At 69.1% G+C, this 17723-nt stretch carries 15 protein-coding genes and 2 pseudogenes; 11 read left to right on the top strand and 6 right to left on the bottom strand.

From position 1 onward, the window contains the following. Positions 1-13 precede the first annotated feature (13 nt). The 7 genes from J2Z30_RS47740 (at position 14) to J2Z30_RS47715 (ending at position 9249) form a co-directional block, all read left to right on the top strand. Complete coding sequence (locus tag J2Z30_RS47740; protein WP_245389313.1) at positions 14-1708, top strand: ABC transporter substrate-binding protein; 1695 nt, start codon at positions 14-16, stop codon at positions 1706-1708. Then, positions 1705-2700: an ABC transporter permease gene (locus tag J2Z30_RS47735; protein WP_044566484.1), complete on the top strand. Its 996-nt coding sequence runs from the start codon at positions 1705-1707 to the stop codon at positions 2698-2700. Before J2Z30_RS47740 ends, J2Z30_RS47735 begins: the two co-directional genes overlap by 4 nt. After that, positions 2700-3668 carry an ABC transporter permease gene (locus tag J2Z30_RS47730; RefSeq protein WP_044566487.1) on the top strand — a complete coding sequence of 323 codons (969 nt, stop codon included), beginning with the start codon at positions 2700-2702 and terminating at the stop codon, positions 3666-3668. Before J2Z30_RS47735 ends, J2Z30_RS47730 begins: the two co-directional genes overlap by 1 nt. Next, complete coding sequence (locus J2Z30_RS47725) at positions 3661-4635, top strand: ABC transporter ATP-binding protein (RefSeq protein WP_044566488.1); 975 nt, start codon at positions 3661-3663, stop codon at positions 4633-4635. Before J2Z30_RS47730 ends, J2Z30_RS47725 begins: the two co-directional genes overlap by 8 nt. Beyond that, a complete protein-coding gene (locus J2Z30_RS47720) occupies positions 4632-5621 on the top strand; it encodes an ABC transporter ATP-binding protein (protein ID WP_044566490.1) in 990 nt (329 codons plus the stop codon). The genes J2Z30_RS47725 and J2Z30_RS47720 overlap by 4 nt, the downstream gene beginning before the upstream one ends. Before the next feature lie 254 nt (positions 5622-5875). Continuing rightward, the gene (locus J2Z30_RS51240; protein ID WP_281062855.1) at positions 5876-6004 is read left to right on the top strand and encodes a hypothetical protein; all 129 of its coding nucleotides are present in this window, start codon (positions 5876-5878) and stop codon (positions 6002-6004) included. A gap of 95 nt (positions 6005-6099) precedes the next feature. After that, positions 6100-9249, top strand: coding sequence for a non-ribosomal peptide synthetase (locus J2Z30_RS47715; protein WP_052701089.1), 3150 nt, complete (start codon positions 6100-6102; stop codon positions 9247-9249). 68 nt (positions 9250-9317) lie between these two features. Here the strand turns inward: J2Z30_RS47715 and J2Z30_RS47710 are convergent, their stop codons facing one another. Beyond that, the gene (locus tag J2Z30_RS47710) at positions 9318-9461 is read right to left on the bottom strand and encodes a hypothetical protein (protein WP_209469156.1); all 144 of its coding nucleotides are present in this window, start codon (positions 9459-9461) and stop codon (positions 9318-9320) included. 234 nt (positions 9462-9695) lie between these two features. Here J2Z30_RS47710 and J2Z30_RS47705 point away from each other — a divergent pair. Then, positions 9696-9878 (top strand): annotated as a pseudogene (locus tag J2Z30_RS47705) (transcriptional regulator); the annotation flags it as partial. 155 nt (positions 9879-10033) lie between these two features. Here J2Z30_RS47705 and J2Z30_RS52025 read toward each other — a convergent pair. After that, positions 10034-10204: pseudogene (locus J2Z30_RS52025) on the bottom strand (transposase); the annotation flags it as partial. A 640-nt stretch (positions 10205-10844) separates the two neighbouring features. Between J2Z30_RS52025 and J2Z30_RS47695 the strand changes: the two are divergent. The 3 genes from J2Z30_RS47695 to J2Z30_RS47685 all read left to right on the top strand — a co-directional run bounded on the left by J2Z30_RS47695 (position 10845) and on the right by J2Z30_RS47685 (position 14235). Beyond that, entirely contained in the window at positions 10845-12662 is a 1818-nt protein-coding gene (locus J2Z30_RS47695) for a gamma-glutamyltransferase family protein (RefSeq protein ID WP_044566494.1), read from the top strand. Beyond that, on the top strand, positions 12662-13378 hold the full coding sequence (locus J2Z30_RS47690) for a YoaK family protein (protein WP_044566496.1): 717 nt from the start codon (positions 12662-12664) through the stop codon (positions 13376-13378). The genes J2Z30_RS47695 and J2Z30_RS47690 overlap by 1 nt, the downstream gene beginning before the upstream one ends. A gap of 146 nt (positions 13379-13524) precedes the next feature. After that, positions 13525-14235: a GntR family transcriptional regulator gene (locus J2Z30_RS47685; RefSeq protein WP_044566498.1), complete on the top strand. Its 711-nt coding sequence runs from the start codon at positions 13525-13527 to the stop codon at positions 14233-14235. A gap of 85 nt (positions 14236-14320) precedes the next feature. Here J2Z30_RS47685 and J2Z30_RS47680 read toward each other — a convergent pair whose 3' ends face one another. From J2Z30_RS47680 to J2Z30_RS47665, 4 genes are read right to left on the bottom strand one after another with little or no spacing between them, the layout of a single operon-like run. After that, on the bottom strand, positions 14321-14806 hold the full coding sequence (locus J2Z30_RS47680) for a flavin reductase family protein (RefSeq protein ID WP_044566500.1): 486 nt from the start codon (positions 14804-14806) through the stop codon (positions 14321-14323). Next, a complete protein-coding gene (locus tag J2Z30_RS47675) occupies positions 14796-15452 on the bottom strand; it encodes a TetR/AcrR family transcriptional regulator (RefSeq protein WP_209469155.1) in 657 nt (218 codons plus the stop codon). The genes J2Z30_RS47680 and J2Z30_RS47675 overlap by 11 nt, the downstream gene beginning before the upstream one ends. Before the next feature lie 35 nt (positions 15453-15487). Further along, positions 15488-16426 (bottom strand): alpha/beta hydrolase, encoded by a 939-nt coding sequence (locus J2Z30_RS47670; RefSeq protein WP_052701091.1) that lies wholly within the window; start codon positions 16424-16426, stop codon positions 15488-15490. 36 nt (positions 16427-16462) lie between these two features. Continuing rightward, positions 16463-17686: an acyl-CoA dehydrogenase family protein gene (locus J2Z30_RS47665; protein WP_044566502.1), complete on the bottom strand. Its 1224-nt coding sequence runs from the start codon at positions 17684-17686 to the stop codon at positions 16463-16465. Positions 17687-17723 lie beyond the last annotated feature (37 nt).

Genomic DNA, 17723 nt, shown 5'->3' with positions numbered 1-17723 from the left:
AGTTTCGATTCCGTTGCGCCGACCCTTCGCCGCCGCCGTCGCGCTGCTGACCCTCGTCCTAGCTGGGTGCTCCTCGGGGAGCTATCCCGTACCGGGACAGTCCGCGGCACAGAGCCCACCACCCACCACGTTCCAGACGCAGCACGCCGGCGGGACCCTGACGGTCCTCTCCAAATCCGCCGCCGGCACCGTCGATCCACAGATCAGCTACGACAACCAGCCGTGGCAGATGCTGCACACCGTCTACGACGGGCTGCTGGCGTTCCGTAAGGTCGGCGGCGAGAAGTCGACCGAGTTGGTGCCCGACCTGGCCGAGGCGATGCCAAAGGTCACCGACGGCGGCCGGACGTACACCTTCACGCTGCGCCGGGGCGTGCGGTTCTCGACCGGGGCGGAAGTGACATCCGCGGACGTCGGGGCTTCCTTCCGGCGCATCTTCCGCGCCTCGGGCCCCACCGCCGGCACCTTCTACCAGAACATCGTCGGCGCCGACGCCTGCCTGGCCAGGCCCGCCGACTGCACCCTGCCGGGCGTCACGGCGCACGGCCGTGAGATCGTCATCCGGCTCACCCGGTCAGACTCCGAGTTCCCCATGAAGCTGGCCGTGCCGCACGCGGTGATCCTGCCCGCCGACACCCCGGCCAAGGACCAGGGCAACAAGCCCATCCCCGGCACCGGCCCCTACGCCATCGCTGCCTACGACCCCAACAAGCGGCTGCTGCTGAAGCGCAATCCGCACTTCAAGGAGTGGTCGCACGCCGCCCAGCCGCAGGGCTACCCCGACCGGATCGTCTACCAGTACGGCACGACCGTCGAGAGCGAGGTGACCGCGGTCGAGAACGGCTCCGCCGACGCCGTGTGGGACCAGCCGCCCGCCGACCGCCTCAACGAACTGGGCACCCGCTTCATCAACCAGGTACACGTCAATTCGTTGAGCGCCTTCTGGTACCTGCCGCTCAACGTCAACATCGCACCCTTCAACAACCTCAAGGCCCGCCAGGCCGTCAACTGGGCCATCGACCGCTCCGCGGCGATCCGGCTCTTCGGCGGCACCGCGCTCGGCCGCCCCGCCTGCACCGTGCTGCCCGACGGCTTTCCGGGACACACCGACTTCTGCAACTACACCAAGCCCTCCGGGACCACCTGGAAGGGCAACGACATGGCCAGGGCCAAGCGACTCGTAAAGGAGTCAGGCACCGCCGGCCAAAAGGTCGCCGTGGTCGTCGCCGACGATGAGACCAGCAAGTCGATGGGCGAGTACGTCCGCAGCGTCCTGCAGCAGATCGGCTACCAGGCAAGCCTCAAGGTGCTCTCGGCGAACATCCAGTTCGGCTACATCCAAAACACCAACAACAACGTGCAGATCAGCGTGACGCAGTGGTACCAGGACTACCCCGCCGCGTCCGACTTCCTCAACGTCCTGCTGTCCTGCTCCTCCTTCCACAAGGGCAGCGACTCCAGCATCAATATCAGTGGCTACTGCGACAAGACGCTCGATGCCACGATTAAACGCGCGATGAAGCTCGACCAGGCGGACCCCGAGGCCGCGGCCCGCCTGTGGGGACAGGCCGACCGGCAGGCCATGAGCCAGGCACCCATCGTCCCGCTGTTCGCCCCGCGCCAGGTGGACTTCGTGTCTCAACGCGTCGGCAACTACCAGTTCCACAAGCAGTTCTCCATGCTCGTCGACCAGCTCTGGGTGAAATGATCTCCTCGAAGAACGGACCCTGGCGCACTGCGGGCCGCCAGCTGATCCGCAACAGACCAGCCATGATCTCCGCCGCGGCCTTCCTGATCATCCTGCTCGCCTGCCTCGCCGCGCCCCTCTACGCCCACCATGTGGCGCACGTCGACCCCTTGGCCTCGAACATCGCCGGCACCACTGTCGTCGACGGCCGTACCGCCGACCTGCTCCAGCAGAGCACCGACGGCCTCGGTCTCGGCGTCACTCCCCTCGGCCCGACCTGGGACCCCGGCCACTACCTCCTCGGCGCCGACAACCAGGGCCGCGACGTCGCGGCCCGACTCCTGTACGGCGGACGCAACAGCCTCTACATAGGACTCGCCTCAGCATTCGTGTGCTGCCTGCTCGCCGCGGTTCTCGGCATCGTCGCCGGCTACTTCGGCGGCTGGATCGACGCCGTACTCGCCCGGCTCTTCGACGTCGTATGGGCCTTTCCCGTTTATCTGCTGGCCATCTGCCTGTCCGTCGTGCTGGTGAGCGGCGGCCTCCACATCGGACCCCTGCACCTGAACGCCGGCAGCCTGCTCCTGCCAATTCTGATCATCGCCGTGATCTACGTACCTTACGTGGCGCGTCCACTGCGCGGTCAGGTCATGGCCCTGCGCGAGCGGGACTTCATCCAAGCGTCGATCGGATCCGGCGCCGGCGACTGGCGGATCATGCGTCGTGAGGTACTGCCCAACGTACTGCCCACGCTCATCGTGTTCCTGCCGATGATGACCGCCCTCAACATGCTCACCGAGTCGGCACTGTCCTTCCTATCGGTCGGCGTGCAGTCGCCCGACGCGAGCTGGGGGACGATCATCAACGACGGGCTCGGCCTGCTGTACACCCGTCCCGTGGTCACCGTTGCCCCCGGCCTGCTCATCGCGCTCACGGCCGTCGCGCTCAACGTCCTCGGCGACGGCGTGCGCGATGCCCTCGACCCCAACGCCCGGCTGCGCGGTGGAGCCTGATGCTCGGTTACACGATCCGCCGGATCGGCGCCGCCCTGTTCGTCCTGTGGGCCATCAGCGTGCTGGTCTTCCTCATCTTCTTCGCCACTCCGGGAGTCGACCCGGCAGCACGCATCGCCGGCAGGAACGCCGACCCGGCCACCCTCGAACAGGTACGGCGCTCCTTCGGGTTCGACGCACCCATCACCACCCAGTACCTCAAGATGATGAACCACTTGTTCCTGGAGCGGGACCTCACCTCGTTCGTCAACCGCGGCAGCCGCGTCGTCCCGCAGATCACCGACGCCCTGCCGGCCACGCTCTCGCTGGTGATCGGTGCCGCCGTCATCTGGATGGCCGTCGGCATCGCCATGGGCACCGCGGCCGCCGCCTGGCGCGGCAAGGCCGCCGACCCCGTGATCACGCTGCTCGGCATTCTTGGCGTCTCCATGCCGGTTTACTGGCTCGGTGAGGTCATCAACCTCTTCACTCAGTCCCGGATGCACGAGACCGTCTTCCGCTGGGTGCCGCCACTCGGCTACGTCGCGCCCACCGAGAACCCCTGGCAATGGTTCCTGCACCTGATCTTCCCCTGGCTGTCGCTGGCCGTGCTGTACGCAGGCATCTACGCCCGACTCCTGCGTGGCGAGTTGATCGGCGCACTGCGCGAAGACTACGTCCGTACCGCCCGCGCCAAGGGCATCTCCGAACGGCGGATCCTCGTCCGGCACGCGCTGCGCTGCTCACTCATCCCCGTCGTGTCCCTGTTCGGACTGGACTTCGGCGCCCTGGTCGGTGGCGCCGGGCTGCTCACCGAGGTCGTCTTCGGCATCCCCGGCATCGGCCACCTCACCTACAACGCGCTGCAGAACCTCGACCTGCCCGTAATTATGGGCACCGTCATGTACGCCGCCTTCTTCGTCGTCCTGGCCAATGCCGCCGTCGACCTCTTCTACGCCCGGCTCGACCCGAGGGTGCGTCATGTCTGAACCACTGTTCGAAGTTACCGACCTGCAGGTCTCCTTCCGTGGCCGATCTGGCCCGGTGAACGCGGTCAACGGCCTGTCCTACACCGTCATGCCCGGCCAGGTCCTCGGCGTGGTCGGCGAGTCGGGTTCCGGCAAGAGCGTGTCATCGATGGGCCTGCTCGGCCTGATCCGCGACAGGGGCGCCACCGTCACCGGCAGCGCCCGGTTCCAGGGCCGCGAACTCATCGGCATGCCCGACCGCGAACTCCGCTCCGTGCGCGGCCGGGAGATCGCCATGGTCTTCCAGGACCCGATGACCTCCCTGACGCCTGTCTACACCGTCGGCTGGCACATCGCCGAACAGATCCGCGCCCACGAATCCATCAGCAAGAAGGCCGCTCGCCACCGCGCGATCGAACTCCTCGCCGAGGTCGGGATTCCCGACCCGGCCCGGCGCGTGGACGCCTACCCGCACGAGTTCTCCGGCGGCATGCGACAGCGCGCGGTGATCGCAATGGCCCTGGCCTGCGATCCGGCCCTGCTCATCGCCGATGAGCCCACTACCGCCCTCGACGTCACCACCCAGGCACAGATTCTCGACCTGATGCTGCGGCTGCGCGAGACCCACGGCTCGTCCATCATGGTGATCACCCACGACATGGGTGTGGTCTCCGAGATCGCCGACCGCGTGCTTGTCATGTACGGCGGCCGCGCCGTCGAAGCGGGCACCTGCCGCGAGGTCTTCCACACCCCCCACCACCCCTACACTCGTGGCCTGCTGGCCTCCGTGCCCAGGATCGGCGGCGAGAAACTGCACCGGCTGCCCACCATCCCGGGCGCACCCATCGCCTCCTCCGAACGCCCCACCGGCTGTGCCTTCGCCCCCCGCTGCGCCGAACGCCACGACGCCTGCACCATGCAGCCACTGCTCACCGGCGACGGGCACCTGTCCGCCTGCTGGCTCACCGCCCCGGAGGTCCCAGCATGACCGGCGACGTACTGCTGAAAGCGACCGACGTCGTCAAGAACTTCCCCGTCCGCGGCGGAGCGGCGGGCCGCCGCGGCCCGGTCGTGCACGCGGTGGATGGCGTCTCGCTGGAGGTCCGCCGGGGCGAGACCCTGGGCGTGGTCGGCGAGTCGGGCTGTGGCAAGTCCACCCTGGGACGCTGTCTGGTCCGGCTCGGCGAAGTCACCTCCGGCCGGATCGAGTTCGAGGGGCAGGACATCACCCGGCTGTCCCGGCGCCGACTGCGGCCGGTCCGGCCAGGACTGCAGATGGTCTTCCAGGACCCGTACACCTCCTTGAACCCGCGGCGTACGGTCGGCGAGATCGTGGCCGAACCCCTGCTGGTCCACCGGCGAGGGACACACGCGGAGATCCGGGCCACGGTGGCAGACATTCTCGACAGGGTCGGTCTGACTGCCGAGCAGGCCGATCGGTACCCGCACGAGTTCTCCGGCGGCATGCGCCAGCGTGTCGGGATCGCCCGCTCCCTCGCCCTCGAACCTCGGCTGATCGTCGCCGACGAGCCCGTCTCGGCCCTCGATGTCTCCATCCAGGCACAGGTGCTCAACCTGTTCGCCGACCTGCAGGAGCAACTGGGACTGACGTACCTCTTCGTCGCCCACGACCTGGGCGTTGTCCGGCGCGTCTCGAACCGCATCGCGGTGATGTACCTGGGCCGGGTCGTCGAACTGGGACCGGCCGACCGGGTCTACAGCACACCAGCCCACCCCTACACCCAGGCGCTGCTGTCGGCGGTGCCGCGGATCGACGATGGCACACCGGCACAAACGCCGACGAGGGAGCGGATCGTGTTGTCCGGCGACGTGCCCAACCCGATCGACCTGCCATCCGGCTGCACCTTCCACCCGCGGTGCCCGTTCGCGCGGGACAACTGCCGCACCGAACGACCCCCGCTGAGCGTCGACGCGACGGGCCGCCAGGTCGCCTGCCACTACCCCCTGGGCTGACCTCTCACGTCCCGGACCCGCGAGCCCAGTCGCTGCCACATTCCTTGGCACACGGGCGACGACCGCGTACAGCAAGTACATGGGATCGGAAAATAGAAAATGACAGACCTCCAAATACCTGAGCACGGTAAGAGTTCTGCCCTTCGGACGATTATGGCGAGCCTAGTGGGCACCCTGGGGCGCTTCCCCCTGACCGATGTCCGGGACTGGCGGGTGCTGCCCAGGTCCATGCCCTGGCTGCCTCCTGGTTCCGCATGCTGGAAGCCCCCATGGCCCACGCCGAGCGCCCGGACGCCGACGGACTGAGCCCGGCCGATGTCGCCGTGGCCGCGATGGACCAGGACGAGCTCGACGAGCTGGAGGCGTCGTTGGGCGCCTTGTGACGACGCCGCCACCGGCGACGCCACCCGACAACACCGCCCAACAGCGCCGCCCGATGACGCCCGCTGCCGATGCCTGCCGAGAAGACCGGGAAAACATGAAGCCCACCCAGCCCGTTGTCGAGGACGTCCTGCCCCTGTCGCCGCTACAAGAGGGCATACTGTTCCACTCGCGCATGGAGCGCGAGGCACACCGCCTCTATGTCGCCCAGCTCACCGTGGACCTCCACGGCCCCCTGGACCGGGAGCTGCTCAAGACATCGGCCGACGCCTTGCTGCGGCGGAACGCCAACCTGCGGACCGTCCTCACCCACCGCAGGTCCGGGGAGCCGATCCAGGTGGTCCGCCGTGATATGCCGCTCGCGTGGGAGCACATCGACCTGCGGGCCCTCGGGCCCCAGGCCGAGGAGCGCGCCGCCCAGCTGACGGACGAGGACTGGGCCCGGGGCGTCGACGTGCAGCGGCCGCCCCTGCTGAGGTTCACCCTGATCACCCTCGGAACCAACCGGCACCGCCTCCTCGTCACAGCCCACCACCTCCTGCTGGACGGCTGGTCCTTCGCCCTGCTGCTCCGGGAGTTATTCACCCTGTACGAGCACCGGGGCGCGCCGTCGGCCCTGCCCCCGGCGCGGCCCTACCGCGACTATCTGGCCTGGCTGGGGAAGCAGGACCGGGCGGCGGCGGAGCGGGGTTGGCGCACGGCGCTGGACGGGATCCACGAGCCCACCTACCTCGCCCCGGCCGGTGGGACGCCCGCGCACCCCCTCCCGGACGACGTCGCCGTGCGGTTGACCGAGGAGGCCACATCGGCGCTGATGGACCAGGCCCGCCGGTCCGGACTGCTGCTGACCTCCATGCTCCAGGGTGCGTGGGCGGTGCTGCTGGGGGCCGCCACCGGACAGGACGACGTCGTCTTCGGCAGCACGGTTAGCGGCCGGTCGGCGGAGCTGCCCGGCGCCGACGCCATGATCGGCATGCTCATCAACACCGTGCCGGTACGCGTACGGCTGGACCCGGCCGCTCCTCTGCACGAGGTGTGCGCACGGATCAGGGACCAGCGTGCCGGGCTGCTGGTCCACGACCATCTCGGCCTCACTGAGATGCAGCGCCTGACCGGTTCGCCGGTGGCGCTGTTCGACACCAACGTCGTCTTCGACAACTTCCCGATGAGCGACAACGTGCTCGACCTCCCCGATGCCGGCCTGGAAGCCGACATCGCCTTCCGCGACACCACGCACTTCCCGCTCACCCTCGTCGTGGAGCCCGGTGAGCGCCTCGGCCTCCGCCTGAACCACCGTTCTGAACTGCTGGACCGCACACGGGTCAAGGCCCTCGGAGCCCGGCTGGTCTGGCTGCTGGGGCAGTGGATCGCCGCCCCCCATACGCTCGTCGGCGAACTCGACACCCTCACCGCGCGGGAGCGCGAGCGGATCCTGGTGAAGTGGAACGGCACCGACCGGCTGGTGCCGCGAGCGACCCTCCCGGAACTGTTCCGCGCCCAGGCCGAGCGCACCCCGCGGGCGCCCGCCGTGGTCTTCGAGGGCCAGCGGCTCACCTACCGCGACCTGGACATCCGCAGTGACCTGTTGGCACGGCGGCTGACCGCGCACGGGGTGGGCCCCGAAAGCGTCGTCGCGGTCGCCGTACCCCGCTCGGCCGAACTCGTCGTGGCGCTCTACGCGGTGGTCAAGGCCGGGGCCGCGTATCTGCCGATCGACCCCGGACAGCCCGCCGCACGCACCGAAACCTTCCTCGCCGATGGGCGGCCGGCCCTGGCGCTCACCACCCGCGAGGCCGCGTCGTGCCTGCCCGCCGGTCAGCTCCCGGTCCTGCTGCTCGATGCCCCGGACGCCGATGCGGCACGGCCGCCCGGGGGCGTCACCGGCTCCCTGCCCGCGCTCGCTCCGGACCATCCGGCGTATGTGCTGTTCACCTCCGGCTCCACCGGACGGCCCAAGGGCGTCATGGTGTCGCACGCCGGCATCGTCAACCGCCTGGCGTGGATGCAGGAGCAGTACGGTCTGACCGCGGACGACCGGGTGCTCCAGAAGACGCCGGCCGGTTTCGACGTATCGGTGTGGGAGTTCTTCTGGCCGCTGCTCCACGGCGCCACCCTGGTCGTCGCCGCGCCGGACGGCCACCGGGACCCCGGCTATCTGGCGAGCCTGATCCGGCGGGAGTCCATCACCACGGTGCACTTCGTGCCGTCGATGCTGAGGATGTTCCTCCAGGAGCCGGCGGCCGCCCGAGCCGACTCGCTGCGCCGGGTGGTGTGCAGCGGTGAGGAGCTCTCCCCGGAGATCCAGAACCTGTTCTTCGACACCAACTACGGTGTCGCCCTGCACAACCTCTACGGCCCGACGGAGACGGCGGTCGACATCACGTCGTGGGACTGCCTCCCCGACGCGGGCACGACCGTGCCCATCGGACGCCCCGCCGCCAACACCCGGGTGTACGTCCTGGACGGCCGGCTGCGGCCGGTCGCCCCGGGGACGGCAGGCGAGCTGTATGTCAGCGGTGTGCAACTGGCCCGCGGATACATCGGCCGTCCCGGCCTCACCGCGGAGCGGTTCGTCGCCTGCCCCTTCGCCGCCGGCGAGCGCATGTACCGTACAGGCGACCTGGTGCGGTGGACCGCCGAGGGGGTCCTGGAGTTTCTCGCGCGCTCGGACGACCAGGTCAAGCTGCGTGGCTTCCGGATCGAACCCGGAGAGGTGCAGGCCGCGCTGGCCCGGTGCGCCGGCGTCGCCCAGGCGGCGACGGTCATCCGGGAGGACCGCCCGGGGGACCCGCGGCTCGTGGGGTACGCCGTGCCCGCACCGGACGCCGCCGTCGTACCGGCCGCGGTGCGCGCGGAACTCGCCGCGCGGCTGCCGGAGTACATGGTCCCGGTCGCCGTGGTCGTCCTGGACGCCCTGCCGGTGACAGCCAACGGCAAGCTGGACCGCGCGGCACTGCCCGCGCCCACATACCGAGCGGCGGGTGGCGGACGCGCCCTGCGCACCGCGGACGAGGACATTCTGTGCGGGCTGTTCGCCGCGGTGCTCGGGGTCCCCCGGGTCGGCGTCGACGACGACTTCTTCGACCTCGGCGGGAACTCCCTCCTGGCAATGCGGCTGGTGGCTCGCATACGCACGGCCCTCGGCACGGAACCCGGCATCCGGGACGTGTTCACATCCCGCACCGTGGCGGCACTGGCCGCGCGCCTGGCGGACACCGGCCCCGCCCGGCCCAGGCTCAATCGGTAGGAATGAAGAAGGCTTGTGAGCTGCGAGGAGGCTGCCAGATCTAACTGGATCATGCTTTTGGACTGGGGTCAGGTCTCGACGTCGATGTCGTAGTCGGTGGCCAGACCCAGCACGGGCAGCGGCAAGCAGCGGACTGGCCGCCTTTTCACGCCGTCGCTTTCGTCGGGGGTCTTCGCGTGCTGCGGCCACGGTTCCAGGGTGCTGGGCGTCACGCCGGTCTCTTGGATGGGGGAAGAGGCCGGGGGCGCTTCGAGGCGCACGCGCGCCGAGGAAGACGCGCCAGCCGAGCTCGCCGAGACGGGCGGGCCGTCTCGTAGCCCAGGCCCTTGTTGGCGCCGGCCGGTGATCAGGACGGTGGTCGTGGTGTCCGAGGTGGATCGGGCTTCGCTCATGCCGTGGGAGCGGCCGTACCAGGATGCCGAGCGTCGGCGGGGGAAACTTGGCGTATGGACCGTCTCGAACTCGCCCGCGTCCTCAAGGCCGCCCGAGCGTGCATCGCACCCGAGGAGGTCGGTCTCGCGGCCGGCCCCAGGCGGCGGGTGGCCGGGCTGTGCCGCGAGGAGGCGGCCCAACTCGCCGGGCTGAGTGTGGAGTACGTGGTCCGCCTGGAGCAGGGTCGCGGACCGCGACCGTCCGCCCAGGTGCTCACGGCGTTGCCCCAGGCGCTCCGGCTCGAGCGCGACGCCGCGGCTTTTCTCAGGATCTCGATCGTCTTCTGTTGCTCGGCGTTCTGCCGGCGCAGCCGTGTGAGCTCTTCACGCTCGGCGCTGGTCAGCTCGCCTGGCCCGCCCTCACCGCGGTCGATCCGGTCACGCTTGACCCAGCTACGCGGGCTCTCCGGGCTCACCCCCAGATCCCGCGCGACCTCCGTGATCGTCTTGCTGGAGGAGCGGGCCAACGCGATCGCGTCCCGCTTGAACTCCTCCGAATACCGCTTCGAGTACTGAATACCCACCTGGCACTACTTCCTCTGGAACCTCGTCCCAGTCTCCAGGTGTCCACGATCAAGGGGAAGCTTCAGTAGCCCGCCTGACCCATGATCCGGGGCAGCCAGGTGTTCAGCCCGAACTAGCGGGAGCAGCGCGGTGCCCAGGAGGCCGCCGACCACAAACATCGACCGCCAGCCAAGCTCGGGCACGAGGACGAGTGCCAGCAGCGCGGGCGCCGGCGTGGTTGCCGGTCATGGCCATGGTGACCGCCGTCGCGTTCATCGTGGGGGCGAACCCGCCGGCGAGAGTCGCGGCTGAGAAGAGTGCGATGCTGCCGAGCAGGGTGCGGCGCCTGCCCCAGCGGTCGGTCAGTGGGCCGGTTGCCACAGCCCCGAGCCCGACGCCGACGAGACCCAGAGTCGAGGCCGTCGTCAGCCAGGCGTCGGTGAAGCCGAGGTCTCCCGCCTTGGACAGGGTGGGGATCACCGCGCCGAGTACCTCGGCAACAACCCTGTCGCGACGCGGCAGGTCCTGGTCACGTACCGCTGTCCCCGAACACGACCAGATCCCAGATGCCCTTGAGGCGTGCGGTCTCCGGGGTCGTCTCCAGCCGACACAGAGTGGGTTTCGGATGCGATTTGGCTCAAATTGGATACTATCCGGGGTATGGAATCTCCGCCCCGCCCGCTGGCTCCTACTACCAGCGCCTTCACCACCCGGCCGACCCTGACGGGCTCCTTCGGTATGAGTGCCTCGACGCACTGGCTCGCCACAGCCACCTCCCAGTCCGTTTTGGAGCAGGGAGGCAACGCCTTCGACGCGGCAGTGGCCGCTGCCTTCGTGCTGCATGTGGTTGAGCCACATCTGAACGGGCCGGGAGGCGACCTTGTCGCGATCCTCGCCACGGCCGATGACCCCGCCCCACGAGTGCTGGCAGGCCAAGGTGCCGCACCGCAGGGGGCGAGCATCGAGCATTTCACCGCGCTGGGACTCGACCATGTGCCGGGGGCCGACGCGCTCGCGGCCGCCGTGCCCGGCGCCGTCGACTCCTGGCTGTGGTTGCTGGCCAGGCACGGCACGTGGGAGCTGGAGGCCGTACTCGCCTACGCGATCTTCTACGCCGAACAAGGCCACGCGATCACCGGCCAACTGGCTTCGGTCATCGCCGCCGTGGAGGAGCTCTTCCACGCCCACTGGCCGACCTCGGCTCGCCTTTGGATGCCGCAGGGCAGGCCCCCCGCCCCTCACGACGTCATCGTCAACCGGCAGTACGCGACGACATTGCGTCGCCTGATAGCGGCCGGTTCCACGAGCGGCTCCCGGCAGGGTCGGATCGAGGCCGCGCGTCAGGAGTGGAAGAGCGGTTTCGTGGCCACGGCCATCGAAGAGTTCGTCGCCCGGCCGCACCGCCATTCCACGGGGCGCGACCACGCGGGTGTCCTCCGCGCCGCCGACATCGCGGGCTTTGAACCCGCGCTGGAACCGGCGGTGACTTATGCCTTCCGGGGGACGACCGTGGCCAAGAGCGGGATTTGGGGCCAAGGACCCGTACTGCTGCAGGCACTGGCCATCCTCGACCACTTCGAAACACCGCTCATCGACCCGGACACGGCTGAGGGCGTGCACACCATCGTGGAAGCGCTGAAGCTCGCCATGGCCGACCGGGAGTCCTGTTACGGGCACCTGGATGCGGAGGAAGCGCGCGGTGTGGTGGCCCAACTGCTGTCTCGGGAATACGCCAAGGAGCGGGCGCGGCTGATCGGACCCACGGCCTCGACGGAGCTGCGTCCTGGCGTGACTGGACGGACACCGTATGTGCCGCCTTTGGCGACAGCCGAGAGTGCCGAGGCAGGCGCGGGCCTGGGTGAGCCCACGGTGTCCAGGTCCGGGCAGACCCGAGGGGACACGTGCCATCTCGATGTGGTGGACCGGCACGGGAACATCATTTCCGCCACGCCCTCCGGAGGCTGGCTGCAGTCCTCCCCGGCCGTACCCGACCTCGGCTTCTGTCTGGGCACCCGCTTGCAGATGACCTGGTTGGACCCGGCGGCCCCGTCGCGTCTGGAGCCCGGACGCAGGCCGCGGACGACGCTTTCCCCCACGCTGCTACTGCGCGATGGGGAACCACTCGTCGCACTGGGCACACCCGGCGGCGACCAACAGGACCAGTGGCAGTTGCTGTATCTCCTGCGCACCCTGGTGGCGGGCCAGTCCCCGCAGCAGGCCATCGATGCTCCCGCGTTCCACACCACGGCCGTTCCCAGCTCTTTCTGGCCGCGCACCTGGACCCCGGCCGGTGTCGTCGTCGAAGACCGGGTGGGCCCCGCGGTCGTCGACGAACTACGGCGGCGAGGTCACGAGGTCACCGTCTCCGCTGCGTGGAGCCTGGGACGCCTTTCCTGCGTAGGGCGCGGCCCCGGGAGTGGTCAGTTGTACGCGGCTGCCAACCCACGTGGCGCACAGGGTTACGCGGCGGGCCGCTGATGACGGACACCCAGACGAGCCGTGAGCCATCCGCCGCTCGCCGCACTGCCGCCCACCGGCTCCCCGAGGCACTGCTGCTGGTGCTCACTTTCGCCACGGGAATCGTCGACGCCGTCAGCTTCCTCAGCCCGGAGCGCGTGTTCGCCGGCAATATGACGGGGAACGTGGTGATCATCGGCGTCGTCCTCAGCGGGGCACAAAGTGCCTCCCTCGCCGCTCCCGGCTTGGCACTGGTCTGTTTCGCCCTGGGCGCCGCGGTGGCCGGAAGGGCACTGCGGGAGGCGCCGCCGGGGTGGAGTTCTCCGTGCACGGCGATGGTCACAGGCGTCGGAGCCATTCTCGTCGCTGTGGCCGGTGCACTGCTCATCGCGGGCGGCTCTCCCGGGCACCTGTGGGGCCTGGCCGTCGCGGGCGCCCTTTCCCTGGCACTGGGTGCGCAGGCCGCGACGGCCCGGCAACTGGCCGTCAAGGATGTCCCCACTGTCGTGGTCACATCGACCATGACCGGTCTGGCCGCCGACTCCTGGCTGGGAGCTCACCGTCCGCAGCCCGCCCTGCGACGTGCCGCGGCGATCCTGCTGCTGGCGGCCGGTGCGGGGCTGGGTGCGGGGCTGGTCCACTGGCAGCCGGGCTGGGCCGTGGCCGCGGCAGCCGCGCCGACCCTGGCGGTCGCGGTCGTGGGTCAGGTCGTCACGACACGTATGTCGGGAAGATAGCCGTCACCTGATGCCACCGCGCCGTGGGACCGCCTACGGCGCGATGGCCGGCAGCCGCCTCTCTTTGGCGCCCACCCACCCCGCTACGATTGGATGCAATTCAAGGTGACATTGATCCGCAGGGGCGGAGCAGCGGAGGCGGCAACGTGGCACAGGCGCGAACCCAGGAGCAGGACCAGCTGGTCAGCAGCATCGTCGATGACCTGCAGGACCGCATCGGGGACGGAGACATCAAGATCGGTTCATGGATCCGCCAGGAGCGGATTGCCCGCGAGTACGGGGTCAGTCGTACGCCCGTACGCGAGGCGCTGCGCCAGCTTGAGGCTCTGGGGGTCGTTGAGATCGTCGCCAACAGGGGCGCACGTGTCATCTTGCCGTCCCTGCAGGACATCGCCCAGGCATTCGAGGTGCGCGGGGTCCTTGAAGGACATGCAGCGCTTCTGGCCGCGAGGAACATCGGTCAGAAGGAGCTCGACGTCCTGCACGGCACAGACGCTCTGTTCCAGGAAGCAGCCGAAATGGCCGGCGCGCAGACCGAGGAGGCACTCGCACAGGCCCGCCACATCTGGTTTCAGGCCAACGGCACCTTCCATACCACCATCATCGTGGCCTCGGGCAACCGCCAACTGGAGATGTCCATCGAGGCATTGCACCACCGCATTCCCCGCGGACTCACCTGGACCGCTCTGGGCGGGGATGTGCGCCTGCTGAAGGACAACGCCGAGGAACACGCGCGGATCAGCGCGGCGATCGAGGCCCGTGACGAGGAGACCGCTCGTGACCTGACTATCGAGCACAGCCGTCGTGCCCAGGAGCTCATCGTGATGAGGACGCGGGATCAGACCTCATCGTCGTGACCGCGGACCATACGCACATGAGATGGTCTGCGCATGGGCGCCTCGAGCCATGCCCTGGGGCGGGCAACGCCCCTCACCTCCGCCGTCAGGCGAGTTGCCGGAACGAGCTGCGGTGGAAGATCAAGGGGGCCATGGCCGGGTCGTACGTCAGGCAATGGATTTCCAAGAGGGCTATCGAGTGGTCGCCGGCTTCGGCTTCACGGTAGAGCGAGCAGTCGAACGCCGCCACGGCGTCCGCGAGGAACATCGCGCCCAGGTCGCTGGTGCGCCAGGTTGTCCCGGTGAATCGGTCTCCTTCCTTCTGGGACAGCTGACGGCATTGCTCGCTGTGCTCCTCGGTGAAGATGCTGACGCCGACGCGCGGCGCCTGGCGCAGCTTGCGCCAGGTCCGTGAGGTGTCCTGGATGCACGCCGAGATCAGGGGCGGGGCGAGTGAGACCGTGTTGAAGGAACTCACCGCCATGCCGACGGGCTCATCGTCGATCATGGCGCAGACAGCCGCCACTCCGCTGGGGTAGCACGCGAATGCCTTACGGAGGATGGCCGGGTCAATCGGAGTGTCAAAGGACATCAGCGTCTCCAAGGTTCCAGGAAGGATGCGGCGGAGCGGCCAGGTAGAGGCAGCACATGGCAGTGAGTGCGTGGGCATAGGTCTCCCAGTCCGGTGGGGAGGCGTACGTGGTCTCGCCGGGATCGACACTGCCTGCGGTGACCGAACGGGAGATGAGGCTGTGGATGACCGTCTCGTACAGGATGTCCACGGCTTGCCGCGCCGAGGAGTGGGGGCCGCGGACGAGCGGGAGGAGGGCCTCCATGAAGGCGCTCTTCATACGGTCGTGGAACCGGAACCCGCGGCGGCGCATCTGCGGATCGTCGCCGCTGTGGAGGAAGACGAAGGCGAACAGGCGGCTTTGCTGGTGCAGGGACCGGGCGATGACAGTAACCAGCGCGGTCATGGCCTGGCGCAGGTCGCCGCCATGGGTGGTCTCCACGGTTTCGGCCACGGCGGCTTCGAGGGTGCTGAGCACGTGGTCCTTGACCTCGCGCAGCAATGCTTCCTTGGTGGGATAGCGGCCGTAGACGCCGCCGATCGACAAGCCGGCTGCCTGCGAGACATCAGTCATGGTGAAGTCGCCGATGCCGTTGTCAGTCAGGAGCGTGATCGCGGCGGTAAGGATCTGCCGGGCGGATCGGCGGCTGCGGTCCTGCTGCGGCACGCTGGGCAGAGGCCCTGAGGAGGCTGCGGACGTCATCAGGTCCTCGGGGTGGGCAGGTACCAGGTGCGGAAGAGGAACTCCGCAGCCTCCTTGATGCGTTCCGGGGTGGTGAACTCCGGGCCCGCATGATCGGCCCCGGGCACAGTGATCAATCTTGAGACGATACCCGTCTCGGTCAGGCCCTGGTGCAGCCGCTGGCTTTGGCGCAGGCCGACACGGTGATCGGATTCGCCGTGCAGGATCAGAAACGGCGGTCCTTCCCCCCGGTCGGCAGCGAGCGCGATGGGATCGGCCATGGCCGCGCGTTGAGGGTCTTCCCCGGGGTCGAAGCCGAGGAACTGGCGGGCCACGTTCTCGATCTCTTGGATCTGCTCATCGGCGTTGTCGAACGCGTCCTGCCCCAGACGGGCCGTGTCCGCGACGCCGTAGTGGCTGATGACTGCGGACAGGGTGCTCGAGACGTGTAGGTGGTCGCCGACCGGTCTGCCCAGCGGGGTGTTGCCCGAAAGTGCGGCCATGGTGACCAGATAGGCCCCGGCGGAGCTGCCCCAGCCGGAGATGCGGCCACCGTCGAGGTTGTAGTGGCGGGCGTTGGCCCGCGCCCAGCGGACGGCCGCGAGGATGTCCTCGACCGGTTCGGGGAAGTGTGCCTCGCCCGAGAGGCGGTAGCTGACCGAGACCACAGCGATGCCGTGGGACGGCAGGTCGTGCCAGGGGCCCATGGCCTTGACGCCGCCGAGGAAGCTGCCTCCGTGGGCGTAAATGACGACCGGGTAGGGCCCGCGGCCGGTGGTCGGCACGTGCAGGTCGAGCAGCAGGGGGCGCCAGCCCAGGGCCGTGGCATAGGCGATGTTGAGGTAGCTGCGCGTTGCGGGCAGAAGAGTGGCCGCCGTTGGCTCAGTCAAGGCTTGGGGCGCCAGCGCCGTGTAGTCCATCGGGGCCACGATGTCCGATGGATGGGGGGCTGCGGTCATGGTCCCTCCTCCGGGAAGGGGTCTGGACGCGGAGCGTCAGATGCGGATGTAGTCGGGGACGGAGGGCAGGCTCCCGTCGAGTTCGAAGGCGCCGATGAAGGCATTCTTGGCATCGACGGAATCGTGGCTGCCGAAGGTGCGGGCGTTGCGCCAGAAGCGGTCCAGGCGGTACTTGTTCGAGGTGCTGCGGGCGCCGGTCAGGTCGTGGATGCGGGAGGTGACGTCCAGGCCGGCCCGGGTGCTGGCGACCTTGGCGCGGAAGCCCCGGATGGCCATCTCCTCCGGCCTGGCGGACAGGCCGGGGGTCTCCAACTGGTCGGCAACCGTGATCATCAGGGCTCGGGAGGCGGCGAGTTCGGTGGAGAGCTCACCGAGCTGGCGATGCATGAGCGGATCGTTCGAGGCGGTGCCGAACTTCGGCATGCTCGGCCGGTTGAGCTGCCGGACGAAGGCCACGGCCGCCTCGAGGGCGCCTTCGCCGATGCCCTGGAGAAGTCCGGCGTGGAGCAGCATCGCGGCACAGAAGAAGTAGGGGTCGGCCGGGTGAGCGGGGAAGTGCCAGCCGTCGGGCACGAAGACGTCCTGGTAGGTGATGGTCTGGCTGTAGGTGCCGCGCTGGCCCATGTTGTCCCAGTCGTGGTGGGCTTCGAGGGCCGGGTCGTCGAGCCGGATGAGGGCGTGGTGGCGAGTGGCGGTCTCCAGCTGCTCGTCGTCCCCGAGCAGGGCGAAGCTGACACAGCTGAGGTCCCGGCCACCACCACCGCTGTTGGTGTTGAACGTCTTGACGCCGCTGATGACGAGGCCGCCGGGAACCTGGCGCCCCACCATGCGCCCCGTACCACCGGTCTCCGCGTTGGAGGCAACGAACCGGCGGCTCTCATGCAGCAGTTCGTCCGCCAGCTGTTCCTTGGTGTCGCGGGCGAGTTCTTCGGAGGTGAAGACCTCCCGAGAGACCAGGGCGGTGCTCACCCAGCACTGCCCCGTGGAGCCATCGGCGGCGGAGAGCTCCGCCAGGGTCTCGATGACCTGGCGCCAGGCGCCGAAGGAGGGGCCGTCCCACAGGCCGCCGAACTCGACGGGAACGTTGATGCGGTGCAGGCCGGCCTCTCCGATGAGGCGCATGTTGCGGGTCGGGTCCTGTCCCTCGGCGTCGATGGCGATCGCGTCTTCGGCGAGCACGGGGCGCAGGGCCCGCGCCCGGTCCACGACCTCCTGGCGGCTGGTCGGCAGGGTGAGGTCAGCGGGTGTGTGGGCGTTCATGCCGTCTCCTTGTGCGGTGAATCCGAGTACGGATTCG

It is taken from the genome of Streptomyces iranensis (assembly GCF_017874715.1).
GTDB lineage: Bacteria > Actinomycetota > Actinomycetes > Streptomycetales > Streptomycetaceae > Streptomyces > Streptomyces iranensis.
The sequence above is the reverse complement of the archived record's forward strand: the minus strand, read 5'-3'. Positions and strand labels throughout refer to the sequence as shown.